Below are 26,878 nucleotides of genomic sequence, written 5' to 3'. Positions count from 1 at the left end.
CGTTACCGCAGGAATGGATATGTACACGGTCCAACTGTGTTGACTGTCAGGCCGTCTTCGCAGGCAAGCCAGCTCCCACATTGGATCGCGGGGCATCAGTTATATCTGTGTCGGCTGCCAGGCCGTCGCGGGAGCAAGCTCCCTCGCCACAGATTTAGCGTCGTGCCGAAGTTGTGTAGATCCCTATGCACATGAAGGCATACCTCACCACCCCTCTTTCAACATCCGCAGCTCCAGATGCTGCAACAACATAATCGTCTTGCCATCCACAATCTCCCCGCTCTGCACCATCGCCAGTGCCTGCTCAAAGCCCAGCTCCAGTACCTCGATATCCTCGCCCTCTTCTTCCAGGCCTCCGCCCGCTCCCACTCGGTCGCCTGGCTGGTATTCACCGATAAAAAAGTGAATCCGCTCCGTCACAGATCCCGGGCTCATGAACGCCGCGTAGATTTTCTCAACATGCCCGACGCGATAGCCGGTCTCTTCCTCGGCCTCCAGGCGGATGCGTTCTTCGGCGCTGGCGTTATCGAGCAAACCGGCCGCCGCTTCAATCAGGTAGCCGGGGTAATCGTTGACGAAAGTGGGCATGCGGAACTGGCGAATCAGCAAGACTGTGCGTTGCTCACGGTTGTACAACAGGATGGTCGCACCGTTGCCCCGGTCATACACCTCGCGGGTCTGGGCTTGCCAACTGCCGTCGCGACGGCGCAGGTCGAAGCTGTATTTCTTCAGCAGGTACCAGTTGTCCGAGAGGGTTTCTTCGGCGGTGATGCGCACGGGGCTGTTGTTCATGTGTGGGCCTTTGCAGGTAGGGCAGGTTCGAGCCGTCCACCCTATCAACCCGCGCGAGGATTGTTCAATGCTGTAACACTTTCATCCGTCACGGCCGTCGCATTAATGCCTACCCGCCCAGGCCATCTGGTAAAACCCGTGCTTCATCTTTGTTCTGGAACCTTCATGTCTTCTGTTTCTATGCCCCGCCGGGGCCTGCGCTGGCTTGTCTGGCTGTGCATGGCCGTGTTGGTTGTCGGCCTGCCGGTCGGCTGCGCCGTGTTGCAACACAAGGAACGCGAACTTGTGTTTCGCATCGAGCCGGGAACCGCCGGCTGGTACACCGGCCTGCCCAAGGCGGTGCAGGAATTCGAACTCACGCCCGCCAGTTTCAAAGCAGGGCAGAACATTCATGGCTGGTGGTACCCGGCAGCCAACAAAGACGCGCCCGCCATCCTCTACCTGCACGGGGTACGCTGGAACCTCACGGGCCAATTGTTTCGCATCGAGCAACTGCATGCCCTGGGCTTTTCGGTCCTGGCCATCGACTATCGCGGCTTTGGCCAAAGCCAGGGCGACCTGCCCTCGGAAGCCACGGTGTACGAGGACGCACGCATTGCCTGGGAGCGTTTCCAGACCCTGCAACCAGACCCCGGCAAACGCCTGATCTACGGGCACTCCCTGGGTGGCGCGGTCGCCATCGACCTCGCTGCCGAGTTGGGCAAGCAGGTGCCATTGCCGGTGCGTGGGCTGGTGATCGAGTCCACGTTCACCTCCCTGGCAGATGTCGCCACGGCCGTTGCCAACACCTCATTGCCGGTACGCTGGTTGCTGTCGCAGAAGTTCGATTCCATCGACAAGATTGCCGACATCCACATGCCGCTGCTGGTGGTCCACGGCCTCGACGACCGCTACGTACCACCGCGCTTCAGCCAGCAGTTATTCGAAGCCGCCCAGCAACCCAAACACCTGTTGCTGGTGCCCGGTGCCAGCCATAACAACAGCATGAACCTCGCCGGACGCAGCTATGGCCAGGCGTTGGAAAACCTGATGCGCACGAAGATGCCTGCCCAGGTGGTGACACACTCCACAGGCCGCGATAACGCCTCGTAAATACGCTTTTCGACACTGGGTTCGCGCTTGGCTGTCAAGCGCAAACCCTGGCCATGTTGGCCCGAAATACAAGTTGATCAAATAATGATCTTCGCTGAAATCGCCAACGCTGCCGGGCCTTCGCAAAGTTATCCACAGAGATACCCACGGTTTTCGTGGACAACTCTTTTTATATTTTTACGGTTTTTTTGCTCAAGCCGTGCTTCCAGGAAAGGTACCGGGCAACAGGATTTCGCGATTCACTTCGCGTATATCCTTATAGCCACAGAGCGCCATCGACACATCCAGTTCGCGGGCGATGATATCGAGGGCCTTGGTCACGCCCGCCTCGCCCATAGCCCCTAGCCCATACAAGTGCGGGCGGCCAATCATGGTGCCCTTGGCGCCCAGCGCCATGGCCTTGAGCACGTCCTGGCCGGAACGAATACCGCCGTCGAGCCACACTTCAATGCGGTTGCCCACGGCCTCGACAATCGCCGGCAATTGGCTGATGCTCGACGGCGCGCCATCAAGCTGGCGGCCACCGTGGTTACTCACCACCAACGCATCGGCACCGCAATCGGCCGCCAAGCGCGCATCCTCCACATCGAGAATGCCCTTGATGATCAGCTTGCCGCCCCAGCACCGCTTGATCCACGCCACATCGTCCCAGCTCAGGCGCGGGTCAAATTGCTGGGCGGTCCACGACGACAGCGAACTCATGTCGGCCACGCCCTTCACATGCCCGACGATATTGCCGAAACCACGCCGCTGGGTACCCAGCATGCCCATCACCCAGCGAGGCTTGGTGATCATGTTGAGAATGTTCGGCAGGGTCAGCTTGGGCGGCGCGGACAAACCATTGATCAAGTCCTTGTGGCGCTGCCCCAGAATCTGCAAATCCAGGGTCAGCACCAATGCATCCACCCCGGCCGCCTTGGCGCGCTCGATCAACTGCTCGATAAAACTGCGGTCGCGCATCACATACAACTGGAACCAGAACGGCTGGCCGACATGCTCGGCGATGTCTTCCAGCGAACAGATACTCATGGTCGACAAGGTGTAGCGCAGCCCGAACGCAGCAGCGGCACGGGCAGTGAGGATTTCGCCATCGGCGTGCTGCATGCCCGCCAGGCCAGTCGGCGCCAACGCCACGGGCATGGCCATGTGCTGGCCGATCATGCTGGCGCGGATCGAACGCTCGTCGATATTGCGCGCCACCCGTTGGCGGAACTTGATACGCGCAAAATCAGTTTCGTTGGCGCGGTAGGTGCTCTCAGTCCAGGAGCCGGAATCGGCGTAGTCGTAGAACATGCGGGGCACACGTTTTTGCGCCAGCTTGCGTAAGTCTTCGATGGTTGTGATCAACGGCATCGGGTCACCTCTCCCTGAACTGAACACAGAGAGTAACCGGCAGGAGCGTGGGCAACCAGCCGTTGCGTTTAGATGGGCCGGCGATTAATCTCGCACAAACCCGCAATAAAGCGCACAAACATGCATAACACTCATCAAGCCATCGACCTGCCTTCCCTGCGCAAACAGAAGATCTTGTTGTTGCTGGAACGCGACGGCAAGGTCACTGCCTCCGAGTTGGTCGAGCATTTTGCCGTGTCCCAGGACACCATCCGCCGCGACCTCGGCGAACTCGCTGCCGCAGGCCTGTTGCAACGCGTACATGGCGGCGCCCTGCCCCGACCCAAGGACACCGGCAAGGATTTCTTTACCCGTGTCGGGGAAACCAACGAGGTCAAGCGCCACCTCGCTCGCGTGGCGGCGGAGCGGGTTGAAGACGGCCAGATCGTGCTGTTCGATTCTGGCTCCACCACCTTGCAGATCGCACAATGCTTGCCCCATGCACTGCACCTGACCGTGGTCACGCCATCCCCCATGATCGCCATCGCCCTGGCCGACCATCCGCATATAAAAGTGATCCTGGCCGGCGGCCAACTCAACCCCGCCACGCTCTCCACCGGCGGCCATGACGCGGTGCGGCTGATCCAGAGCGTCAAGGCCGACCTGTTGTTCACCGGGGTTTGCGCACTGCATCCGCAAGTGGGCATCACCTCGCTGCATTTTGGTGAAGTCGCCGTCAAGCAAGCCTTGCTCGACAGCGCGTCCCACGTCATCGCCGTGACCACCTCAGACAAGCTCGGCGCGGTGGAACCCTTTGTGGTGGCGCCTTGCAGCCGTATTCATACGCTGATTACCGAGTGGGACGCGCCGGAGGTGCAAGCATATGAACAGTTGGGGTTGCAGGTGCAGCGGGTGGACGTGCAGTGATGCAAACCCTGTGTAGAGCGAGCTTGCTCGCGAAAACGTCAACAATAACGCGTGTTTCCTGAATGAACGCGGCGCCTGAGCGTTTTTCGCGAGCAAGCTCGCTCCTACAAAAAGGGCAAGCCGGCCATCTGGAGACGGTAACCACGATGCGAAGCGAGCCGCTCTTGCTCTTGCTCTTGCTCTTGCTCTTGCTCTTGCTCTGCTTTTGATCTTGATCTTAGGCGCCCCGTTAAACCACGCTGGCCGGAATTCGACAGGGATTTGGGGGGTAAACCGGCAGGGATGCCGGTTTAGCCGCCCCGCGCCATGGATGGCGCGTGGCGGCGGCCCCCCAAATCACTGGCGGATTACGGGCACACCGAGCCTGGGCGAGGTGCCGAGTGGTGGGGCAAGAGCCTTTTGCTTACTTTTGGGCTCTTTTCAAAAGTGAGCCGCTGTAAAAGCGGAGCCCTAAGTAGCCGTTACCGCAGGAATGGATATGTACTCGGTCTGACACCCTGTATCGGCTGTCAGGCCGCTATCGCAGGCAAGCCAGCTCCCACAGTTGGATTGCGGGGTGTCAGGTAGGTAAATGTCGGCTGGCAGCCCGTCATCGCAGGCGAGCCAGCTCCCACAGTTGGATTGCGGGGTGTCAGGTAGGTAAATGTCGGCTGGCAGAGCGTCAGGCAGCGCTGCGGATCTTGTGCAAAGCATCCGCCACCCATTGACCAAACGCATCCACCGGCCCTTGCAGGTTGCCGAGAAAATGCGGATAGATCAGCCACAAATCCATCACCGGCTTGAAGTCCTTGAGGGGCATCGCCGCCAGGTGCTCGCGATGAGCACTGCGTTCCAGCAACGGACGTGGCACCAGGCCAAGGCCGAGGCCGTCGGCCACCAGGCCCAGTTGCAGTTCGGTGCCGAAGGTTTCCAGGTTCACCCGCAGCGCCAGGCCCTGGTCAGACAAGGTGCGCTGCAACCCCGCACGGAACCCGCAACCGTCCGGGTTGAGGATCCAACCGCTCTGGTACACGTCCGCCAGCTTGCAAGGCTTCTTCGGCAACTGCGCCTTGGCACAGACCACCACCAACTCCATCTTGCCGATGGACTCACCGACCAGGTTGTCCGGGAAGATCTTGCCTGCGGGGAACAACGCCACCGCCGCATCCAGTTCGCCGCGTTCAATCTTGCCGACCAATTGGCTGCCCCAGCCGGTGGCAACCTGGGCGCGCAAGTCGGCGTATTCGCTGCGCAGATGCTTGAGTGCGTCCAGCAGCACCACATCGCCGATGGTCTGCGGTACGCCCAGGCGCAGCACGCCGGTGGGCGGTGCATCGGTGGCCACCAGTTCGCGCAGGGCATCCATCTCGCGCAGGATCAACCGGCATTGCTCATAGACCCGGGTACCGATCAGCGTTGGCTTGAGGGGCTTGGTGTTGCGGTCGAACAACTCCACTCCCAGGGCCTGCTCGAAGTTCTGCACGCGGCGGGTGATGGCTGGCTGGGTCAGCTGCAACGACGCGGCGGCATGGCTGATGGACTGGCAACGAATCACTTCGACAAAGGCATCGATATCGTCAATTTTCATTTGGGCCGCACATACAGATCAGTCATTAAGATGTGCGTGAAGCATAGTGGCCGCACACAGGTCTGGATAGCCCAGCCAGTGATCAATAACGTCTAACACTATTCAAACCGGTTCTAAATTACCTCCGGCTATAAGCTAATCATTAAAAAATAGCATATTAAAAATAAACATTATGCTTAGATAAAAGCATACCAACAGCCCGATGGAATGGTCATGACCCAGGCCCGACACCCCGAGAGACTCAGAGCCTTCATAGGCGCCCTGGCGGAATTGATCGACGGCAACCCGCGTGAAGGCGACCTGCTGCACCGTGGCGGCAAGCTGCTGGCGCAACTGGTCAGCCACGATGATTGGCTGCCCGACGAGTTCGCCCAGCCCGACCCCGAGCGCTACCAGCAATTTTTGCTGCATGCCGATTCGCGCCAGCGGTTCAGCGTGGTCAGCTTTGTATGGGGGCCAGGGCAACGCACGCCGATTCATGATCACAGGGTGTGGGGTCTGATCGGCATGTTGCGCGGCGCGGAGGTTTCCCAGGGGTTTGCCCGGGCACCGGGCGGCGGCCTGGTAGCGCAAGGCGAACCCGTGCAATTGCTGCCGGGCCAGGTCGAGGCGGTGTCGCCCAAAGTCGGCGATATCCATCAGGTCAGCAATGCCCACGGCGACCAAGTGTCCATCAGCATCCACGTATACGGCGCCAATATCGGCGCGGTGCGCCGGGCGGTGTATCAACCCGACGGCAGCGAGAAACTGTTTATCTCCGGTTATTCCAACGCCTATCTCCCGAACATCTGGGACCTGTCCAAAGAAAAGAGCCCTGCCCTATGACCACCCTATCGACCCGCAGCTTTGCGCAGATTCGCCAGGCCCTGTTGGCACGCGAAGAAGTCGCGCTGATCGACGTGCGCGAAGAAGCCCCCTTTGCCGAGGCCCATCCGCTGTTCGCCGCGAATATCCCCTTGTCCAAGCTGGAACTGGAGGTGTACGCGCGCATTCCACGCCGCGATACCCAAGTCACCCTGTACGACAACGGCGAAGGGCTGGCCCAGCGCGCCGCCGAACGCCTGGTTGCACTGGGCTACACCCAGGTCAGCCTGCTGGAGGATGGGCTGGACGGTTGGCGTCGGGCCGGTGGCGAGCTGTTTATCGACGTCAATGTACCCAGCAAGGCGTTTGGCGAACTGGTGGAGAGCCAGCGCCACACACCGTCCCTGGCCGCCGAAGAGGTCCAGGCCCTGCTCGACAGCCAGGCCGATGTGGTGGTGCTCGATGCGCGCCGCTTCGACGAATACCAGACCATGAGCATCCCCAGCAGCATCAGCGTGCCGGGGGCCGAGTTGGTGTTGCGCGCCCGTGAGCTGGCGCCCGATCCGTCTACGCGCATTATCGTCAATTGCGCCGGGCGCACCCGCAGCATTATCGGCACTCAGTCGTTGATCAACGCCGGCCTCCCCAACCCGGTGGCAGCCCTGCGCAACGGCACCATCGGCTGGACCTTGGCCGGGCAGACCCTCGACCATGGCCAGGCGCGCCGCTTTGCGCCGACCTCGGAAAACCATCGCCAACTCGCCGCCCAAAAGGCACATGGTGTTGCCGATAAAGCCGGGGTCAAGCGTGCGACGCTCAATGATCTGCACCGCTGGCAACAGGACGCGACCCGCACCACCTACCTGTTCGATGTGCGCACCGCAGAAGAATTCGAAGCCGGCCACCTGCCGGGCGCCCGCGCCACCCCGGGCGGGCAACTGGTGCAGGAAACCGACCACGTTGCCAGTGTGCGCGGTGCGCGCCTGGTACTGGTGGACGACGACGGTGTGCGCGCCAATATGTCCGCGTCGTGGCTGGCCCAGTTGGGCTGGCAGGTGTACGTATTGGATGACCTGCAAGCGGAGCACTTCAGCGAGCGCGGCGCATGGGTCGCGCCAGTACCGCCGCCGCCCCAGGCCGAACTGATCAGCCCCCACACCCTTGCCGACTGGCTCGGCCATGGCGACACGCAGGTGCTGGACTTCACGGCCAGCGCCAACTACGTGAAACGTCATATCCCCGGCGCTCGGTGGGTGCTACGCGCGCAACTGCCCGAGGCCCTGAGCAAGGTACCGAGCGCCCAGCGCTATGTGTTGACCTGCGGCAGCAGCCAACTGGCGCGCCTGGCCGTGCCGGAAGTCGAGGCCCTTACCGGCAAGCCGGTCTTTTTGCTGCAGGACGGCACGGCCGGCTGGATCCAAGCGCAACTGCCCCTTGAGTCAGGCGAAAGCCACTTGGCGTCCCCGCGTATCGACCGCTACCGCCGCCCTTACGAAGGCACCGACAACCCTCGGGAAGCCATGCAGGCTTACCTGGATTGGGAGTTCGGCCTCGTGGAACAACTGGCCCGCGACGGCACCCATGGTTTCTACGTGATCTGATTCACCGCTGCACCGTTTCGCTCAACCGACCCCTTCTCCAGGCGGAGGTACTTTCCTTTACCCAACGCCTGGAGTTTTTCCCATGCTGTACGCCATTCCATTCAAACGCCTGTTGCTGGGCGCTGCCCTCGCCCTCGGCCTGCTTTCCACCGTCCAGGCTGGCGACCTGCAACCGCTGCGCGTGGCCAACCAGAAATCCACGATCAAGGCGCTGCTGGAAGCCTCGGGCGAAAGCCAGAACGTGCCCTACGAGATCAAATGGTCGGAATTCCCCTCGGCCTCGCCCCTGGGCGAAGCGCTGAACGCCGGCGCTGTGGATATCGGCGCCCTGGGCGATGCCCCTTATGTGTTCGCCCTCGGCGCCGGTGCCTCGATCAAGGTGATCAGCATCATCCATGCCGAGGGCCGTAACACCACGGCGCTGCTGGTGCCCAAGGATTCGCCGATCAAGAGCGCGGCCGACCTCAAGGGCAAGAAGATCGTCACCGGGCGCGGCTCCATCGGGCACTACCTGGCGATCAAGGCCCTGAACGATGCCGGGCTGACCACCCAGGATGTGCAGTTCATCTTCCTGCTGCCCGCCGAGTCCCGGCTGGTACTCGACAACGGCACCGCCGATGCCTGGGCGACGTGGGACCCTTACACCACCGTGGTCACCTCACAGAGCAATGCTCGCGTGCTGGTGAGCGGCAAGCACCTGCTGAGCAATCATCTGTACTTCGCCGCCACCGGCCAAGCCATTGCCGACAAGCGCGTGCAACTGGACGACTTTGTCGCCCGCATTGATCGCGCCTACGCCTGGGCCAATACCCATCCCGAGCAATACGCCGCTGCCCAGGCCAAGATCACTGGCCTGCCACTGGCCGTGCATATAGAAGTGGCCCAGGACACCCATCTTTCCCCGGTCACGATTGACGATACGGTGATCCATGGCCTGCAAGCCACCGCCGACACCTATGTAAAAGAAGGCCTGCTGAGCAAACACATCGACGTCTCCCAGGGCTTCGATTCCAGCTTCAACGCCAAGCGTATCCCCCTCGAACAAGCCTCGCGCTAAGGAGCAGAACATGAGCAAGCCACGTCAATTGAAACTCGGTGCCATGGTGCACGGTGTCGGCCACGGTTGGGGCGAATGGCGCCACCCGCAGGCACAACCCGACGCCAGCACCAATTTCGGCTTCTACAAGCAGCAGACCGAACTGGCCGAAGCCGCCCGGTTCGACTTCGTGTTCATCGCCGACAGCCTGCATATCCACCCCAAGTCCAGCCCCCATTACCTCAACCGTTTCGAGCCGCTGACGATCCTCTCGGCCCTGGCCGCGCTGACCACTCATATCGGCCTGGTCGCCACCGTGACCGTCAGCTACACCGAGCCTTACCAGGTAGCACGCCAGTTCGCCTCCCTGGACCACATCAGCGGCGGCCGCGCCGGCTGGAACGTCGTCACCTCGTGGCTGAGTGGCACCGCCGATAACTTCGGCAAGGCCGAGCATCCGCCCCACGCCGTGCGCTACCGCATCGCCAAGGAACACCTGAATGTGGTCAAGGGCCTGTGGGATTCCTGGGAGGACGACGCCTTTGCCTATAACAAGCACAGCGGCGAATTCTTCACCCCAGGCAAGTTGCATGCGCTTAACCACAAGGGCGAATTCTTCTCGGTCAAAGGCCCGCTGAACATCGCGCGTTCGCGCCAGGGCCAACCGGCGATTTTCCAGGCGGGCACTTCGGAGGATGGGCGTAACTTTGCCGCCGAAAACGCCGATGCGATTTTTGTGCATGTGGAAACTATCGATGAGGCGAAGGCCTACAGCGCCGATTTGAAACGCCGCGCCAAGGGCTTTGGCCGCGACCCGGACAGCCTGTCGATCCTGCCGGGCATCCGCCCGATTGTCGGGCGCGATGCCGCCGAAGTGGAAAGCCGCTACCAGCAAGCCGTGGCGCTGGTCACCGTGGAAGACGCCATTGTCGCCCTCGGCCGGCCGTTCAACGACCATGATTTCAGCCAGTACCCGCTGGATGCGCCCTTCCCTGAACTGGGCGACCTGGGCGCCAACAGCCAGAAAGGTGGCTCCGAACGTATCAAGCAACTGGCCCGTGACGAAGGCCTGACCCTGCGCGAAGTGGCCCTGCGTTTCTCGCGGCCCCAGCGCGACTTTGTCGGCACCCCGGAACAGGTCGCGGATGCCATCCAGACCTGGTTCGAGAGCGGCGCCAGCGATGGTTTCATCATCAACTCGGTACTGCCGGATGGCCTGCAGTATTTCACTGAGTTGGTGGTGCCGGTGCTTCAACAGCGAGGGTTGTTCCGTACCGAGTACAGCGGCCACACCCTACGGGACAACCTCGGCCTGGAAGTGCCAGCGAACCGCTACAGCGTGATCGAAGCCACCGAACAAGCCCTGGCCTGAATACTACCCCCTGTAGGAGCGAGCTTGCTCGCGAAGAACGCCCACGATAACGCGCACTTCCTGAATAAACGCGGCGCCTGTGAGTTTTTCGCGAGCAAGCTCGCTCCTACAAGGGGGTCAGGGCTTGCCACCCTCCCACATTTTTGACCGAGTACAGACTTATGACTCAACCGTCTCTCAAGGCTGTGGAAGCCATCGATTTCGACGCCCTGCTTGATCATCTCAGCGCCGAGCTGGCCAGTACCGCGCCCCTCTATGACGAAAGCGGCGCCTTCCCCCACGCTAATTTCAAGCTCCTGCACCAACACCAACTCATCGCCCTGACCGTGCCGAAAAAACTCGGCGGCGGTGGCGCCAGCCTGTCCCAGGCGCGCAAGGTCATTAGCGCCATCGCCAAGGGCGAACCGTCCACGGCATTGATCCTGGTGATGCAATACCTGCAACACGCCCGCCTGCAAGACAACCAGAGCTGGCCCGCACACCTGCGCGTGCAGGTCGCGCAGGAGGCGGTGCAGAACGGCGCGCTGATCAATGCCCTGCGTGTCGAACCTGACCTTGGCACCCCAGCCCGTGGCGGTTTGCCGGCCACCACCGCCGTGCGCACCGCCGACGGCTGGCGTATCAGTGGGCGCAAGCTCTACTCCACCGGCAGCCATGGCCTGAGCTGGTTCAGCGTGTGGGCGCGCAGCGATGACGCCGACCCGCTGGTAGGCGCCTGGCTGGTGCCCAAGGCCAGCCCCGGCGTCAGCATCATCGACACCTGGGACCACTTGGGCATGCGCGCCACCTGCAGCCATGAGGTGGTGTTGGACAACGTATGGGTGCCCCTGGACCATGCGGTCAGCGTCAGCCCCTGGAGCGCCCCGCAAGCGGAGCTGGATGGCGAAGGATTCCTCTGGATGTCGGTGTTGTTGTCCTCGGTGTACGACGCCGTGGCCCAGGCGGCACGAGACCGGCTGGTGGACTGGCTGGAGGAGCGCAAGCCGTCGAATCTCGGCGCGGCACTGTCCACCCTGCCGCGTTTTCAGGAGACCGTCGGCCATATCGACACTTTGCTGTTCGCCAACCGTAGCCTGCTCGATGCTGCTGCCGCAGGCCACACGCCGACGGCCAATGCCGCACAAGTGAAGTACCTGGTGACCGGCAATGCGATCCGTGCGGTCGAGCTGGCCATCGAAGCCTCGGGCAACCCTGGCCTATCACGGCACAGCCCACTGCAACGGCATTACCGCGATGTGCTGTGCAGCCGCATCCACACTCCGCAAAATGACGCCGTGCTGCAAGGCGTCGGCAAAGCTGTGTTCAACCAGCGCCAAAAGGAACGCACATGAGCCAGGTGATTATTGCCAGCCAACTGGACGAAGATTACAACCAGGTGATCCGGGAGCGCCTTGCCCCACTGCACCCCGAAGCCCAGGTAATCGGCGTGCCGGTCGGTGTGCCCAGTGACTTGCCGGCCCACGCCAATATCCTGCTGCTGCGCCCGATCAATGTGCGGGGCTACACCGCCCCCGACACCCCGCCACCGGGCTGGCCCTACGGCGCACAGTGGGTGCACCTGGTGTCGTCGGGTATCGACTTCTACCCCCAGTGGCTATTCAACGGCCCACCCGTGACCACTTCCCGTGGCAGCGCCGCCGATAACCTGGCCGAGTTCGCCCTGGCGGCGATCTTTGCCGCGGCCAAGCATTTGCCGGACATCTGGGTAAAGGATGCCCAGTGGCAGTTCACCGCGCTGCGCCCGCTCAAGGGCACCACGCTGGGCCTTTTGGGCTTTGGCGCGATTGGCACAAGCCTGGCGCAAAAGGCTCTGGCACTGGGGCTCAAGGTGGTGGCGCTGCGTCAAAGCACAACCCCGTTCGGCCTCGATGGCGTGGAAGCGGCCAAGGACATCCACGACCTGTTTGCCCGCGCCGATCACCTGGTGGTGGCGGCCCCCCTGACCGAAGCAACGCGGCATATCATCGATCGTAATGTACTGGCCAGCGCAAAGCCGGGGCTGCACCTGATCAATATCGCCCGCGGTGGCCTGCTCGATCAGCAAGCGCTGTTGCACGCGTTGGATAACAACCAGATCGGCCTGGCTTCCCTCGACGTCACCGAGCCAGAGCCACTGCCCGATGGGCATCCGCTGTACAGCCATCCGAGGGTACGGCTGTCGCCGCATACTTCGGCTATTTCGACCCGCAGCAAGGAGGAAATTGCGGATACGTTCCTGGCTAATCTGGAACGGTATGTGGCGGGCCTTGAGTTAAGTAACCTCGCGAATGTCTGACGGCTTGCCCGCAAAGGGGGGGCCAGCCACTGAATATTCAACTGAGCCACCGCTATCGCCGGCAAGCCAGCTCCCACAGGTTTTGGGAAGGTGGCTGGAGAAGTTCATTTGATGCGGTAGTGGAAGGTGTTGCGCACTGCCGGTACGGCAACAGCTTTGCCATCGACGATTCTCGGCTGGTAGCGAAAAGTATTGGCCGCCGCCAATGAGGGCCTGATGAACAACGGGTGACAGCCTTCCAATACCTTGGGGTTTTCCACGTGCCCCTGGGTGTTGACGGTGTACTCCACCGAGCAGTCGCCTTCGATGTTCTTGTCCAGGGCGCGTTCGGGGTAGTCGGGGGCGGCCTTGCTCAAGGGTTGGTACTGGCGGCTGTCGAATGCAGGGGTAGGCGCAGGCACGGCGGCTCGGGCTTTTTCCGAAGCGGCACGCTCCTGACTCAGACGTTGCTGTTCCAACGCCCGATTGTGCTGCTCGGTCGCCATGCGCTGCTGTTGTTGCTCGAGTTTCTTTTCTTCAACCCGCTTGCGCGCCAGCGCGGCTTTCTCGAGCTTTTGCGCCTGCACCTGCGGATCAACCGTCGGCCTGGTCGGTACCGGGATGACAACAGGTTCTGCCAGCGCGGCAGCTACGGGCTCGGGTGTCGGCACAGGCGCCGGCGCCGGAGCGGGTAAAACCACCAACTGCGTGTGCATCACCCGCGGCGCATCCACCCCTGGTCGCTCCGTCGACCAGCCCAGCATCAACGCCACTGCCACCGCACCATGCAGCGCCACGGCCAGACTCGCTGCCAGGCTTTTACGCCATAAACCATCGCCGTTGGGCGCCAAGGCCAGTGCCGGACTGTGCATGATCATCGCCGTCATTGCGGGGCCTCGGTGACGAGCCCAAGATTGCTGACGCCGCCCTTCTGCAGCACCGCCATGGCCGCCACTACACGGCCATAACCTGCATTGTCGTCAGCACGGATATACACCTGGGTATCGCTGCGCGCCGCCACCACCTGCATGACCTTGGCGCTCATTTCTTCCAGGGTCACCGCGCTGTCGGTCTGCTGGAGCGTATCCAGCTCGCCACCCAGGTTCCAGTAGTAGCCACCGTCCGCCTTCACCGACAACGTCAGGATCTGCTGGCGCGTATCGGTGGCCAGCGCCTCGGCGGCGACCTTGGGTAGTTCGATCTTCACGCCCTGGGTGAGCATGGGCGCGGTGACCATGAAGATCACCAGCAGCACCAGCATCACGTCGATGTAGGGCACCACATTCATCTCGGCCTTGGGCCCGTGCTTGCGTTGCGGCCTGATCAACATCGCTTTGCTCCTTGTTCAGGCGGCCACGGCCAGGTTGTTCGAGGTACCGCGCAGTGTGCGGTGCAGGTGCACTTGCAGCTCATTGCCAAAAGCGTAGTAGCGCGTGAGCAAAGTCTGGCTGCGGGCCGCAAAGCGGTTATAGGCGACTACTGCCGGAATCGCCGCAAACAGGCCAATGGCCGTGGCAATCAAGGCTTCTGCTATACCGGGTGCCACGGTCGATAGCGTAGCCTGTTGCACCTGCGACAAGCCGAGGAACGAATTCATGATGCCCCATACAGTCCCGAACAGGCCGATATAGGGGCTGACCGACCCCACCGTCGCCAGAAACTGCAGGCCTTTTTCCAGCTCCAGCTCCTGGTCGGTGATCGCAACCTGCAAGGCGCGCTCCACACCCTCGAGCACTGCCGGATCGTGGTGGTGCAGATGCTGGTATTCCTGCATGCCGGCAATAAAGATCGGCGCCACACCGCCCTCGCCCGCCTGCACGGTGTCGCGATACAAGGGTTGCAGGTCCGACGCCACGCGAAAGCGCGCCAGGAAGCCGTTGAGCTGCCGTTCCAGACCACGCAGTACACTGCTGCGCTGAATGATCAGGTACCAGCTGAGCAAGGAAGCCAGCAGCAAAGTGACCATCACAGCCTTGACCAACAGGCTGGCGTCGCTGATCAAACTCCAGATCGTCATATGTTCCATCGTCGCGTGCATGGTAAAGCTCCTATTCGATTAAAAACGGATGACTGCGTGATGACAGCTCAGGGTAATTTCAACGCGCGGCTCACCTCGGCCCAGGGCACGAACTTGAAGTTCTGGGCTTGCTCGGGCATGCGCTTGCGCCCGTCCTGCACCACCAGCATGCCCTGGTTCCATGGCCCGCCGAGGTTGACGGCAGTGACCTCAAGGCCATCGGTTTCCGAGGCGCCATCAATGCCGGCGGCCGCATTGAGGCCAACGCGCAAGGCGCCGCGTACAGCGAATGGCGGCTCGGCGTCCAGCACCAGGTAGCTGTCATTGCCTTGGCTGGAGACCACCAGGTAATCCCGCGCGGGGCTTTGATACAGCGCCAGGCCTTCGACATCCGCGTGCAGTTGCGGGCCGACTTTGATCACCGAAGTGAGCGTGGCCGGTTGGTCGGCACGGGCATCCATCGCCCACACGCCGACATCTTCCTCACCGATAAACAAGCGTTGGCGCTGGTCATCGGCCACACAGCCCTCGGGCTGGCTGTCGACCTTGAACTGACGCACCAACTCGCCCTGCACACGGCCAGCCGGTGCACTCAGGCGGTATTGCAGGAAGGTGCCATCCTTGTCATTGGCGAACGCGTAGAGCTCACCGCTGGCAGGCTGGTACAGACAGATGCCGTAGATGTCCTTGAGTGGCGTGGGGACCTCACCGGCTTCAAGCAACTCGCCGCTCTGGCGGTCGATGCTGAACAGGCTCAGGCTATTGCGGTCGCGATTACTCGCCACGGCCAGGTCGACGGTGTGCGTACCGAGTTTGAAGCCAGAGCGTATGTCGACATTGTTCAGGCGCCCCACTGCCAGCTCCTGCAACAGCTTGCCGTCAAGATCGTAGGCCAGCAGGCCCTGTTTCTTGTTGGTCCCCAGCACGCGACTTTTGGCCGGCGTTTCAGGGTGAACCCAGATGGCCGGGTCATCCGCCGCGTCGCCTTGGCGACCCACGGGTTCGGTCTGGCGCAGTGCGGCGACTTGCGCAAGTATCGGCGCAACCGGCACCGGCGTGGCTTGCCAGTCAAGGCGGCCCTGATAGAGCTGCTCGCTGTCGTCGTCCCGCACCAGCACCTGCCGGCCCTGTATCACCAACTGCTCCGGTTCCTTGAGGCCCGGCAAGGCCAGGCTGGGTTGCTCAACCCAACGTTCCCCGACTTGCTGGAACAGGTGCAATTGCGCGGTTTTCGAGTCCAACGCGAGCATCCCGCCCGGCACCAGTGCCATGGCGCCTGCTTCGCGCTGGGGATCGTAGAACAGCGCCACGGGCGTGCGCTTCACCTCGGCTTCCGGGTGCGCCGGGTAGGCCCACCAGCCGACGTTTTGCTCGTTCACCACCAATCGCTCGGCCGCATCATCCACTTGGCAGTATTGCGCCGATGGCGGCAGTGGCAGGCTGCGAACACGCTGCGCCTGGGCCAACAGCGTCGAACCATTGCCCACCAGCCACTGCTCGCCCTTGCCCTCTTCACCGACCAGAAACACAAACAGGTTGGCCGCCGAATCGCGATAGAGGCACAGGCTATTTACCGCGAAGTCGCGGGTCGGCAGGTACAGCGGCGTACCCCAGGTTTTGCCGGCGCCATCGAGACCGATCAGCAAGACCTGCTGGCGATCGTTATCGAGGCTTGCGATCAGCGATTGAGTGCCGGCAGCGCGGGTGTCGAGGCTGCTGAAACGGCCTTTGAAGCGCGCCAGTTCGACGCCGTTATCGTCGAGCAGCAGCAGGCCGTCGCGGGCACTGGCCGCTACGCGCTGGGTGCCGCCGGGCAGGAAGGCCACGGCTTGGGCGTTCAGGCTGGGTGCCCACGGGGTCAACGGTAGGTCAGTGGCGAACGCATTGGCGCTGCTAACCAGTACGACCAGCAGGCACAGCTTGGAAATTCTCATGAACAGACAATCCTTCGAAAACAATGGAGATCCCGTTTGGGAGGGCTTGCCCTGATGCCCTGTAGGAGCGAGCTTGCTCGCGAAAAACTCCCAGGCGCCGCATTCATTCAGGCGCCCCGCGTCATCGTTGAAGTTTTTCGCGAGCGCGCTCGCTCCTACAGGGGCCAGGGTTAGAAATGGGTGAAGGTCAGGCCCAACTTGTAGGTGGGGCCGTACTCTTCGTACTGGCCGTTGTAGCTACGGTGGCCGGTGTAGACGAAGTACGACTCGTCGGTGAGGTTCTGTGCCTCGAAGCTGACCTGCAGGTTCTTGGTCAGTGAGTAGCGCGCACTGAAATCAACGAAGGTTTGCGCGTCGACGTGCAGGTCATGGGCCTTGTCATTGATCGACGCCAACTCATACAAATAGGCCGATTTGTAATTGGCCGACAGGCGCAGGCTGAGGGTGTCGTCTTCCCAGCCGAGCATCAGGTTGCCGACCGTGTCCGACTGGTTGGGCAGGCTGATGTTGCGCTTGCGATTGCGCCCACTGGCACTGTCGAAGCCCTCGATGTCCGCGCGGGAACGGCTGAAGGTGCTGTTGGCACCGATCATCAGGCCGTTCCATGGCGCAGGCAGCCAGTCGAACTTCTGTGAGTAGGCCAGTTCCAGGCCATACAGTTTGGCGCTGTCGCCGTTGGCAAAGGTGTGCGCCTCGGCGAAGTTGGCCCAGGCACCGGTACCAGCCACGTCGGTGTTGTAGACGAAGTTCTGGATGTCTTTGTAGAACACGAAGGCCGAGACGGTACCGGCACGGCCCATGAAATGCTCGATGCCCAGGTCCAGGTTGCTTGATTCCAGAGGCTTGAGGTCCGGGTTGCCGAACGTGGCCTCGTCATCGTCAATCACAAAACCCGGGGCCAGTTGGCCAAAGGTCGGACGCACCACCGATTTGGTCCAGGCGGCGCGCACTTGGGTGTTCTTGTCAATCTGGTAGCGCGCATGCAGGCCCGGCAGCCAGTGGTGATAACGGCGCTTGGTCTCGGTGGCGCTGAACTGGCCGTCCGTGGCACCGGTGCCCTTGGCTTCGAACTCGGTACCCTCGTAACGCATACCGGCGATGAAGCGCCAGTCGTCAATATCGACGGTGTTCATCAGGTAGCCGGCATTGATGTCTTCGCGGATGGTGAAGTCGTTGACAGTGGATTCGGTCGGGTCATAGAAGTCATCGCGATTGAGGCCGCCGATCAACTGACGGATATTGCCCGCGCTGATACCTGGGCCAAAGCGGCCGAGGCGGTAGTCGACGTTGCCCTTCTGGAACTGCGTTAGGTTGAGTTGTTCATCGCTCAAGTCCTGTTCATCCAGGTCCTTGTAGACCCAGGCCTCCAGGTCATTGTCCTTGTGGCGCCGGCTGACCTTGCCGCCGAACTTGAACTGGGATGCGTAACCGCTGAGGTCATAGTCGCGGGCCAGGTCCAGGCGCAGGTTCTTCTCGGTGTCCTGGGTGTGCTGTTTTTCCCAGTCGACTTTGTCCAGGCTGAAATTGGCGGGGTCGTAGAAACCGCTACCAACGAGCGGGCGCGGCTTGGCCGTGTCGTAGAAGCCGCTGTCGGCAAAGTCACCGCCGTCGAAGGTCGCACCGGCAATATGCCCCGGGCTGTCTTCACTGGAGCGGCTGTAACCGGCCTGGCCGCTCAGGGTCCACAGGCCGAGCATGCGTTCACCGCCCACTACGTAGGACTGGATTTGCTGGGTTTCCTCGCGGTTCTTGAGCTTGCGCTTGCCCTCGGCTTCGCCCAATTCGCCGGGCGCTTGCGGGTCTGCAAACTCGAGGCTGGCAGCGTTGCGGGTTTCGGTGTCCTTGTAGCGACTGTAGAGGGTGCGCAGGTAGTAGCTGCTGAGGTCATCGGGCTTGTAATCGAAGTTAAGGCCACCACCCGCGCGTTCACGGCTGATGTCGTAGTCGCGCTGCTCGAATTCGTTGAGCCGGGCGCCGTTGCTGAAGTCCCAGGCGCCGCCGGTTTCGACGTTGTCCGAGCCGAAATCACGCTTCTGCCAACTGAGGGCCGCGGCCACGCCAAAGTTGTCGATACCGTCGCCGAGGCTGAACCGGTTACTGGCGGCGCCGGAGAATTTGGGGCTGGTCTGGTGCGTGTTCTTGTCGTAGCTGGCCTCGGTGCTGCCGGTATAGAACAGGCCCTTGTGGTCGAACGCCGAAAGGCTTTTCACATCGACGGTGCCGCCGAGGGAGTTGGCGTCCATGTCCGGTGTGAGCGTCTTGATCACGGACAGCGACTGCACCAACTCCGAAGGCAGAACATCGAGGGCCACGGCGCGGCGCTCGCTCTCGGGGGATGGCACCAGGGTGCCGTTGATGGTCACGCTGTTGAGGTCCGGGCCCAGGCCGCGCACGCTGACAAAGCGGCCTTCGCCCTGGTCACGTTCAACGCTGATGCCCGGCAAGCGCTGCACCGCCTCGGCAACGTTCTCATCCGGCAACTGGGCGACGCCGTCGGCATGCACCACGCTCTTGATACTGTCGGAAGAGCGCTGCTCCTTGAGGGCGCTGTCGATCGCAGCGGCTTGGCCGACCACATCGACATGCTCGGTGGCCGCTTCCGCGGCGTTGAGCCGCTCGCAGGCTATCGCCAGAGCCAAGGCGGTAAGCGTAAAGCTGACGAGCCCGGTGCGCTTGTACATGAAACCCTCCCCAAGAATCCGTTGGCGCCAGGCAAGGGGCCCGGCAACTGGGAGGGCACGCTAGGGGGCAGGCGTGACGGTTCTGTGACAAGGTTGCGGGCAGAGCCTGTCAAAGCGGGGTTTACAGGCTTCTGGAGCGGATAAATGAGCTGAAATGACCTCAGTCAGATGCGGGAGCAAGCGGGCTTGCCTGCGATAGCGGCCGGACAGCCGATGCTTATCTCTCTGACACCCCACAGTCCAAATGTGGGAGCTGGCTTGTCTGCGAAGACGGCAGTTCAATCGACAGAGAAGTCGAATGTGCCGCCCAGGTAACCACGATGCGAAGCGAGCCGCTCTTGATCTGCTCTTGATCTTGATCTTAGGCGCCCCGTTAAACCACGCTGGCCGGAATTCGACAGGGATTTGGGGGGTAAACCGGCAGGGATGCCGGTTTAGCCGCCCCGCGCCATGGATGGCGCGTGGCGGCGGCCCCCCAAATCACTGGCGGATTACGGGCACACCGAGCCTAAGCGAGGTGCCGAGTGGTGGGGCAAGAGCCTTTTGCTTACTTTTGGGCTCTTTTCAAAAGTGAGCCGCTGTAAAAGCGGAACCCTAAGTGGCCGTTATCGCAGGAATGGATATGTACTCGGTATAACAGTGTCGCCTGTCAGGTCGCCATCGCAGGCAAGCCAGCTCCCACATGGGCTCTATGTCCAGCTAAAAAATAGGCCGAGGGCATGAGCTGATTCGACCCTCCCCGCCCGTCATCCAACCGTCACATCCATCTGCTGTGCTGACGCCCATTACTCATTTGCCCAAGGACCCGTGGCCATGTTTTCCGTGCTCAAACCCCACCGCTGGAAACTCGCATTGCTCCTGATCGCCGCCAACCTCGGGCTGATCCTGCACCTGGCCTGCGGCGAGCTCAAGAGCGTCAGCGAATGGGTGTGGCTGGATATCATCGGCGAAGGCGGTTCGGCGCTGCTCGCGCTGATCTGGCTGGGCCTGGTATTGAAAAGCCGCCCCGCCGGACGGGTCACCCAATACCTGGCGCTGGGGCTGTCGTGCATCTTTTTTTCCTGGTGGATCGACAGCCTCGACGAATTCATCCGCCTGCCTGACAGCATCTCCTGGGATCACTGGCTGGAGTCAGGGCCAATGCCGGTGGGCATGATCCTGCTGACGATTGGCATTTATCACTGGCACCACGAACAACTGGCGATCAGCGCACAGATGGAAAAACGCGAGCGGTTGTTTCGCGAGCATCGGCTGTTCGACAAACTCACGCCCCTGGCCGGTGCCGACTACCTCAAGCGCCAACTCGCCGACAGCCTGCGCGACAGCCAAGCGCAGCAACAACCACTGTCGTTGTTGGCCCTGGACCTGGACAACTTCGCCACCATCAACCAGGCCTACGGGCATGCCGAGGGTGATGCGGTGCTACAGGCGGTCAGCCATGTGCTGCTGCTCAACCTGCGCCGCCAGGACCTGTTGTGCCGCCTGGCGGGCGATCGTTTTGTGGTGCTGCTGCCCAACACCGGCGAGCGCCAGGCCCAGGGCGTGGCGCTGGAGTTGCAACACGCGGTGCAGAGCCTCGCCCACAAGACCCGGCAACAGGGCGAACGCCTGCAACTGACGGCGACCACGGCGGTGGTGATGGCCTTGCAAGAGTCACCCCACGAGCTGCTCAAACGGCTGAATATCGGCCTGGCCCGGGCCAAGCAACCCCTTGCGAAAAGTGCCTGAAATGGCCGTGAAAACCAGCTGGTATGAAAACGACAGCCGCTTCATCCCCGGTCACTATCAACCCGCCACGTTGATCGACCTGGGCTTGTCCCGGGACATCGACAGCCATCGCCTACTGCGCGGCACCGGCCTGTTCCACGAAGACATCCTAGCCGGCAATGCGCGATTGAGCCCGCAGCAGTTCCTGGGTTTGATCGGCAACAGCCGCAAACTGCTGGATGCCGATGACAGCAGTTTCCTGTTTGGCCAACGCCTGCTGCCCGGCTACTATGGCGCCGCCAGTCATGCCCTGGGGCATGCACAGAACCTTCATCAGGCCCTGGATATCCTGATCCAGCAACAAGTGCTGCTCAGCCCGCTGGCCACGCTGCAACTGGAGCTGGATGAGCACCACGCTTACCTGTATTGGTTGGACAGTTGCGGCGCCGGCGAACACTGGCGCTTTCTGCTCGAAGCCAGCATGACTTCACTGGTTGCCATGAGCCAATGGCTCAGCGGCCAGCGCTTGCCGTGGGTGTGCAGCTTCAGCCACGCCGAACCTCGGTATGTCGAGCAATACTGGGTGCATCTGGGCGAACACACGCGCTTCGAACGCCCTCTGAACATGATGTGCCTCCCCCGTGAATACCTCACCCACACCTGGCCGGGTGCTTCGGCCACGGCGGGCCAAGTCGCGCGCCAGCAAGCCCTTGAACAAATCGAGCAACTGGGCTTTGCCACAAGTTTTCTGGACTGCCTCGATGCCTACCTGCGCGAACACGTGCGCCAGCCACCAAGCCTGGAACAGGCCGCCCACACCTTCGCCATGAGCCCGGCCACGCTAAAGCGCAAGTTGCAACGGCACGACACCGGTTTTCAGCAACAGGTCGACCGGGTGCGCAAGCATGTGGCGTTGCACCTGTACCAGGCCAAGGGGTGGAGTAACGAGCAAGTAGCGGCGTACCTGAATTTCAACGATGCGGCGAATTTTCGGCGCTCGTTCAAGCGGTGGACGGGCAGCACGCCCAACCTGATCCGCCAACTGTTCAGCAGCCGCTAGCCAGGCGTTCGCGCAGGAACTCCACCAGCGCTTGCACCGGGCGTGAACTCTGGCGGTGCTGCGGGTACACCGCCGACAGGGTCAAGGCCTCAGGAGCGAAGTCCTCCAGTACCTTGACCAGACGCCCATCCTTCAAGGCCTCGCTGACAATGAACGTCGGTAGGTAGGTAACGCCCAAACCGGCTATCGCGGTATCGCGCAGCAGGTCACCGTTGTTGACGCGCATGCGCCCACTGACGCTCAACGCTTGCACCTTGCCTTTGAAACGCCATTGCACCTGACGGCCGTGGCCGTAAGGCAGGCAGTCGTGCGTGGCTAAATCCTCGGGTTTCAATGGCGTCCCCCGCAGCGCCAGGTAGTCGGGGCTGGCGCAATACACCCGCTCGATAGCGGCGATCCGCCGGGCGATCAGGGTGGAGTCTTCCAGGGTGCCGATGCGCAGCACCAGGTCGTAGCCTTCGCCGATCAAGTCCACCGGGCGGTCGCTCAGGTCGACTTCAACGCAGACCTGCGGATGCTGGCGCAGGAACAACGGCAACAAGCAACCCAGGTGCGCCATGGCGAACGACAAGGGTGCACTGAGGCGAATGGTGCCGCGGGGTTCGCTGTTCTGGCCGGCGATGCCCTGCTCCACTTGCTCCACCTCACCGAGCAGGCGCAAGGCCGACTCGTAGTAACTCTGGCCCAGCGGCGTGACGTCCAGGCGCCGTGTGGAGCGGTTGAGCAGACGTACGCCCAGGCGGTCTTCCAGTTGGATCAGGCGGCGGCTGACGAATTGCTTGGACAAGCCCAATTGCTCGGCGGCGGCAGTGAAACTGCCGGATTCCATGACCTGGCAGAACAGGCGCATGTCTTCGAAGGGGTTCATTGTCGCTTCTCAGGGGACGATAGGCTGTTTTATAGCCCGTCAGTGGTCACACCACAAACCAAAATGTGAACACCATCAAATGTTTGAGCTGTGTCAGGCGCTGATGTTGTGGGCAATATAAACCCATGTGGGAGCTGGCTTGCCTGCGATAGCGGTGTATCAGCCAGCAATACTGTTGACTGATGCATCGCAATCGCGGGCAAGCCCAGCTCCCACAGGGTTTTGCGGTGTTTTACAGAGCAGGTTACTTGGCAGCGAACGCCGAGTAGCTGTTCATCAGGTTGCGGTAGTTGGGAATGCGCGGCGAAAGCAGGTTGGCCAGGCCTTCCATGTCGTTGCGCCAGTCCACTTGCAGCTCGCAGGCCACCGAGAACCAGTTGACCAGTTGCGCACCGGCGGCGGTCATACGCGCCCAGGCGGCTTGTTGCACGGTTTCGTTGAAGGTGCCGGAAGCGTCGGTGACCACGAAAACCTCGAAGCCTTCGTCAAGGGCACACAGGGTCGGGAATGCCACGCACACGTCGGTCACCACACCGGCAATGATGATCTGCTTGCGGCCGGTCGCCTTGACGGCCTTGACGAAATCTTCGTTGTCCCATGCGTTGATCTGGCCAGGGCGCGGAATGTACGGCGCGTCGGGGAACAGTTCTTTGAGCTCAGGCACCAGCGGGCCGTTGGGGCCGCTTTCAAAGCTGGTGGTCAGGATGGTCGGCAGGTTGAAGAACTTCGCCACGTCGGCCAGGGCCAGCACGTTGTTCTTGAACTCGTTGGGGGAGAAATCCTGCACCAGGGAGATCAGGCCGGTCTGGTGATCAACCAACAGCACAACAGCATCGTCTTTGTTCAAGCGCTTGTAAGTCATGGGTAACTCCTTTGGGGATGGGGTGTTTTTCAAAAAGCAAAGCAGGAGCAGCCGAACGCCCCCCAGAAACCCTGGAAGTCGCTGACCGGCACGCTGGAAAGGCGCGCTTTTTCATGGCTGTGGGCATGCACGCCACAAGGGCCGCTGCACTGGTGAACCTGGGCCTGCATCGGCGACGTCGGGCGCCAGTGCCCTGGCACCTTGACCACCGGCGACCAGTCGGGCAGCACCGGTACCCGTGGCGGTGCGAAATCTTCGAAGTCGCCAGCGCCGTACACGACCTTGCCGCCGACCACTGTCAGCACCGACTCGATCCACTTGATAGCTTCTTCCTCGACACTGAAAAAGTCCGCCGACAACGCGGCGACATCCGCCAATTGACCGACCTTGATCTGGCCTTTCTTGCCCTGCTCGGACGAGAACCAGGCGCTGCCGTGGGTGAACAGCTCCAATGCGGTAAGGCGCGGCAAGCCCTCGGCGTGCAGCTCCAGGCCACCGACAGTACGGCCGCTGACCATCCAGTACAGCGAGGTCCAGGGGTTGTAGCTCGACACGCGGGTGGCATCGGTGCCCGCCCCAACCGGCACGCCTTCGGCCAGCATGCGCTTGATCGGCGGTGTGGCTTCGGCGGCCTTGGCGCCGTAGCGCTCGACAAAGTATTCGCCCTGGAACGCCATGCGATCCTGAATCGCAATACCGCCACCGAGGGCACGCACACGTTCGATGTTTTTCGGGGTGATGGTTTCGGCGTGGTCGAAGAACCACGGCAAGCCATTGAACGGAATATCGCGGTTGACCTTCTCGAACACGTCAAGCATGCGCGAGATGGACTCGTCGTAAGTGGCGTGCAGACGGAACGGCCAGCGCTGTTCCACCAGGTGGCGCACCACCGGTTCCAGCTCCTGTTCCATGGTCAGCGGCAGGTCCGGGCGGGGCTCGAGGAAGTCTTCAAAGTCCGCCGCCGAGAACACCAGCATCTCGCCGGCCCCGTTATGGCGCAGGTAGTCATCGCCCTGATGCAGGGTGACGCTGCCGGTCCAGTTCTTGAAGTCGCTGAGCTCTTCCTTGGGCTTCTGGGTGAACAGGTTGTAGGCGATGCGCACCGTCAACTGTTGATCCTTGGCCAGTTGCTCGATCACCGCGTAGTCATCGGGGTAGTTCTGGAAGCCGCCGCCGGCATCGATGGCGCTGGTCAGGCCCAGGCGATTGAGTTCCCGCATGAACTGGCGGGTGGAGTTGACCTGGTATTCCAAAGGCAGTTTCGGGCCCTTGGCCAAGGTCGCATACAGGATCATCGCGTTAGGCCGCGCCACCAGCATGCCGGTGGGGTTGCCGTTGCTGTCGCGCACGATCTCACCGCCCGGCGGGTTCGGCGTGTCCTTGGTGTAGCCCGCCACCCGCAGGGCTGCGCGGTTGAGCAAGGCGCGGTCGTACAAGTGCAGCACGAACACCGGGGTGTCCGGGGCGGCCTGGTTGAGTTCTTCCAGGGTGGGCATGCGCTTTTCGGCGAACTGGAATTCGTTCCAACCGCCCACCACGCGCACCCATTGCGGCGTGGGCGTGCGGTCGGCCTGGTCCTTGAGCATGCGCAAGGCATCGGCCAGGGACGGCACGCCTTCCCAGCGCAGTTCAAGGTTGTAGTTCAACCCGCCACGAATCAGGTGCAAGTGCGAGTCGTTGAGGCCGGGAATTACGGTGCGGCCCTTGAGGTCGATGACCTGGGTGCCGCTGCCGCGCAGGGCCATGGCTTCGCCGTCGGTACCCACGGCGACAAAGCGCCCTTGGTGGATGGCCACGGCGGTGGCGCGTGGGTTTTCCCGGTCCACGGTGTGGAACTGGCCATTGAACAGAATCAGATCGGCGTTCATAGGGTTTCCTTTACAGAGGCTTCAAGCCAGGGAGCGAACAGGCGGGTGGCCGCCGGCATCAGCAGGTACACCACCAGCAACACGATGGTCAGCGTGACCAGGAAGGTGGAGACCACGTAATTGGACAGAAACGGGTGCAACCGCAGGATCGGCCCCCAGATAAACGGCAGCAGCAGGGTTTGCGGCAGGATCACAAACAGGCTGACCACCGCCTGCTTCCAGCGCGGCGGCTTGGCACCACCCTCGGCCTGGGGCGTGAACCAGAATTCATTGGCCGCGCCGATTTCCGTCTGGTCGCCGTCCGCCAGCATGGGCGCGGCTTCGTCGATCAGGGCCTGGCGTTGCGGGGAACCGAGCCACAGCTCAAGGGCGCTGGTGGAGCGATAGCGCAGCACGCAAGTGAACAGCGCCATGCCGTTTTGCTGGCTGCGCACCACGTCAACACCAAGGTGCCCAGGGCGTTCGCCCGCGATGCGCACGATGCGGCGCAACCAGGCTTCGTACTCGACTTCAAAACCGGGTTTGACCCGGTGCTTGACGACCAGGGTGACGACTTCGTCGGGGCTGGTGTTGGTGGTTGAATCCATGGCTGAGTGCTTCCCCGGGGTATTGAGCGATGGGGAGAGTCTGGCGGCTTGGCGGCTGGGGAGAATTGGATGTATGTGCTGTTTGGCTTGTTGCAGGAGCGGGCTTGCGCGCAAAAAACGTCAACGATAACCCCTACTTTCTGAATAAACGTGGCGCCTGGGAGTTTTTCGCGAGCAAGCTCGCTCCTGCAATTGCCGGCAAATCTATGTGGCCCGCGCCATATGCTCCGCAATCCTGCCCCTCAACCACCGCTCCGCCGGGTCGTTGTCATGCACCCCGCTCCACACCATCGACAGTTCCGCCGCATCAATCGCAAACGGCGGGTCCTCGGCGCGCAGACGTGTGCCTTCGGTCAGCGCGCACCCGGCGTAATCCGGCACGGGCGCGATAATCTGCGTCCCCGCCCGCAACGCCCGTAACCCCCTGAACTGCGGCACCGCCAGTACCACGCCGCGCGACCGGCCCCTGCGGGCCCGGTCCAGGGCGATATTTCCGCCCAGGTCACCCGAGAACGAC

The 26,878-nt window shown here is 62.0% G+C and carries 22 protein-coding genes and 1 pseudogene; 10 read left to right on the top strand and 13 right to left on the bottom strand.

Annotated elements, in window-relative coordinates; genetic code table 11:
* Nucleotides 1–204: 204 nt before the first annotated feature.
* Nucleotides 205–792 carry an NUDIX domain-containing protein gene (locus GIW79_RS26335; protein WP_034125680.1) on the bottom strand — a complete coding sequence of 196 codons (588 nt, stop codon included), beginning with the start codon at nt 790–792 and terminating at the stop codon, nt 205–207.
* 165 nt (nt 793–957) lie between these two features.
* On the opposite strand from GIW79_RS26335, the gene GIW79_RS26330 reads away from it, so the two are divergent.
* Nucleotides 958–1,884 carry an alpha/beta hydrolase gene (locus GIW79_RS26330; RefSeq protein ID WP_072448848.1) on the top strand — a complete coding sequence of 309 codons (927 nt, stop codon included), beginning with the start codon at nt 958–960 and terminating at the stop codon, nt 1,882–1,884.
* 192 nt (nt 1,885–2,076) lie between these two features.
* Here GIW79_RS26330 and GIW79_RS26325 read toward each other — a convergent pair whose 3' ends face one another.
* Nucleotides 2,077–3,237: an alpha-hydroxy acid oxidase gene (locus GIW79_RS26325; RefSeq protein WP_054898676.1), complete on the bottom strand. Its 1,161-nt coding sequence runs from the start codon at nt 3,235–3,237 to the stop codon at nt 2,077–2,079.
* 120 nt (nt 3,238–3,357) lie between these two features.
* Between GIW79_RS26325 and GIW79_RS26320 the strand changes: the two genes are divergently transcribed.
* Nucleotides 3,358–4,143: a DeoR/GlpR family DNA-binding transcription regulator gene (locus tag GIW79_RS26320; protein WP_054898675.1), complete on the top strand. Its 786-nt coding sequence runs from the start codon at nt 3,358–3,360 to the stop codon at nt 4,141–4,143.
* Between the two features lie 661 nt (nt 4,144–4,804).
* Here GIW79_RS26320 and GIW79_RS26315 read toward each other — a convergent pair.
* Nucleotides 4,805–5,710, bottom strand: coding sequence for a LysR family transcriptional regulator (locus GIW79_RS26315; RefSeq protein WP_032896831.1), 906 nt, complete (start codon nt 5,708–5,710; stop codon nt 4,805–4,807).
* 213 nt (nt 5,711–5,923) lie between these two features.
* Here GIW79_RS26315 and GIW79_RS26310 point away from each other — a divergent pair, with 213 nt between their 5' ends.
* From GIW79_RS26310 to GIW79_RS26285, 6 genes are all read left to right on the top strand, one after another.
* A complete protein-coding gene (locus tag GIW79_RS26310; RefSeq protein ID WP_014718170.1) occupies nt 5,924–6,535 on the top strand; it encodes a cysteine dioxygenase in 612 nt (203 codons plus the stop codon).
* Nucleotides 6,532–8,115 (top strand): rhodanese-related sulfurtransferase, encoded by a 1,584-nt coding sequence (locus tag GIW79_RS26305; RefSeq protein ID WP_198791233.1) that lies wholly within the window; start codon nt 6,532–6,534, stop codon nt 8,113–8,115. The genes GIW79_RS26310 and GIW79_RS26305 overlap by 4 nt, the downstream gene beginning before the upstream one ends.
* Before the next feature lie 82 nt (nt 8,116–8,197).
* Entirely contained in the window at nt 8,198–9,172 is a 975-nt protein-coding gene (locus tag GIW79_RS26300; protein ID WP_072448840.1) for an ABC transporter substrate-binding protein, read from the top strand.
* A gap of 10 nt (nt 9,173–9,182) precedes the next feature.
* Nucleotides 9,183–10,523, top strand: coding sequence for an LLM class flavin-dependent oxidoreductase (locus tag GIW79_RS26295; protein ID WP_034127403.1), 1,341 nt, complete (start codon nt 9,183–9,185; stop codon nt 10,521–10,523).
* Between the two features lie 161 nt (nt 10,524–10,684).
* Nucleotides 10,685–11,854: an acyl-CoA dehydrogenase family protein gene (locus GIW79_RS26290; protein WP_198791235.1), complete on the top strand. Its 1,170-nt coding sequence runs from the start codon at nt 10,685–10,687 to the stop codon at nt 11,852–11,854.
* Nucleotides 11,851–12,798, top strand: a complete 948-nt coding sequence (locus GIW79_RS26285; protein ID WP_054898668.1) for a D-isomer specific 2-hydroxyacid dehydrogenase family protein — start codon at nt 11,851–11,853, stop codon at nt 12,796–12,798. Before GIW79_RS26290 ends, GIW79_RS26285 begins: the two co-directional genes overlap by 4 nt.
* Before the next feature lie 104 nt (nt 12,799–12,902).
* On the opposite strand, the gene GIW79_RS26280 is transcribed toward GIW79_RS26285, so the two are convergent.
* The 5 genes from GIW79_RS26280 to GIW79_RS26260 all read right to left on the bottom strand — a co-directional run bounded on the left by GIW79_RS26280 (nt 12,903) and on the right by GIW79_RS26260 (nt 19,409).
* Nucleotides 12,903–13,664: an energy transducer TonB gene (locus GIW79_RS26280; RefSeq protein WP_236455620.1), complete on the bottom strand. Its 762-nt coding sequence runs from the start codon at nt 13,662–13,664 to the stop codon at nt 12,903–12,905.
* Entirely contained in the window at nt 13,661–14,107 is a 447-nt protein-coding gene (gene tolR, locus GIW79_RS26275; RefSeq protein WP_054898666.1) for a protein TolR, read from the bottom strand. The genes GIW79_RS26280 and tolR overlap by 4 nt, the downstream gene beginning before the upstream one ends.
* 15 nt (nt 14,108–14,122) lie before the next feature.
* Nucleotides 14,123–14,815, bottom strand: coding sequence for a protein TolQ (gene tolQ, locus GIW79_RS26270; protein WP_198862104.1), 693 nt, complete (start codon nt 14,813–14,815; stop codon nt 14,123–14,125).
* Nucleotides 14,816–14,862: 47 nt separating this feature from the next.
* Nucleotides 14,863–16,728: a phytase gene (locus GIW79_RS26265; protein ID WP_236455618.1), complete on the bottom strand. Its 1,866-nt coding sequence runs from the start codon at nt 16,726–16,728 to the stop codon at nt 14,863–14,865.
* 170 nt (nt 16,729–16,898) lie between these two features.
* Entirely contained in the window at nt 16,899–19,409 is a 2,511-nt protein-coding gene (locus tag GIW79_RS26260; protein WP_236455610.1) for a TonB-dependent receptor, read from the bottom strand.
* 813 nt (nt 19,410–20,222) lie between these two features.
* On the opposite strand from GIW79_RS26260, the gene GIW79_RS26255 reads away from it, so the two are divergent.
* Nucleotides 20,223–21,137 (top strand): GGDEF domain-containing protein, encoded by a 915-nt coding sequence (locus GIW79_RS26255; protein WP_236455376.1) that lies wholly within the window; start codon nt 20,223–20,225, stop codon nt 21,135–21,137.
* Between the two features lies 1 nt (nt 21,138).
* Entirely contained in the window at nt 21,139–22,176 is a 1,038-nt protein-coding gene (locus tag GIW79_RS26250; protein WP_034127395.1) for an AraC family transcriptional regulator, read from the top strand.
* Here the strand turns inward: GIW79_RS26250 and GIW79_RS26245 are convergent.
* The 5 genes and pseudogenes from GIW79_RS26245 to GIW79_RS26225 form a co-directional block, all read right to left on the bottom strand.
* Nucleotides 22,163–23,044 carry a LysR family transcriptional regulator gene (locus GIW79_RS26245; RefSeq protein WP_054898661.1) on the bottom strand — a complete coding sequence of 294 codons (882 nt, stop codon included), beginning with the start codon at nt 23,042–23,044 and terminating at the stop codon, nt 22,163–22,165. The two genes, GIW79_RS26250 and GIW79_RS26245, sit on opposite strands and share 14 nt — an antisense overlap.
* 244 nt (nt 23,045–23,288) lie before the next feature.
* Complete coding sequence (ycaC, locus tag GIW79_RS26240) at nt 23,289–23,906, bottom strand: isochorismate family cysteine hydrolase YcaC (protein WP_003191905.1); 618 nt, start codon at nt 23,904–23,906, stop codon at nt 23,289–23,291.
* Between the two features lie 29 nt (nt 23,907–23,935).
* Nucleotides 23,936–25,774 (bottom strand): amidohydrolase, encoded by a 1,839-nt coding sequence (locus GIW79_RS26235; protein ID WP_057974876.1) that lies wholly within the window; start codon nt 25,772–25,774, stop codon nt 23,936–23,938.
* Complete coding sequence (locus GIW79_RS26230; protein ID WP_057974877.1) at nt 25,771–26,361, bottom strand: antibiotic biosynthesis monooxygenase; 591 nt, start codon at nt 26,359–26,361, stop codon at nt 25,771–25,773. Before GIW79_RS26230 ends, GIW79_RS26235 begins: the two co-directional genes overlap by 4 nt.
* A 204-nt stretch (nt 26,362–26,565) precedes the next feature.
* Nucleotides 26,566–26,878: pseudogene (locus tag GIW79_RS26225) on the bottom strand (LysR family transcriptional regulator); the annotation flags it as partial.

The sequence above is a fragment of the Pseudomonas sp. PA-7-1E genome, from assembly GCF_021605325.1.
GTDB classification, from domain to species: domain Bacteria; phylum Pseudomonadota; class Gammaproteobacteria; order Pseudomonadales; family Pseudomonadaceae; genus Aquipseudomonas; species Aquipseudomonas fluorescens_BV.
This window is presented reverse-complemented; position numbering and strand designations above follow the sequence as displayed.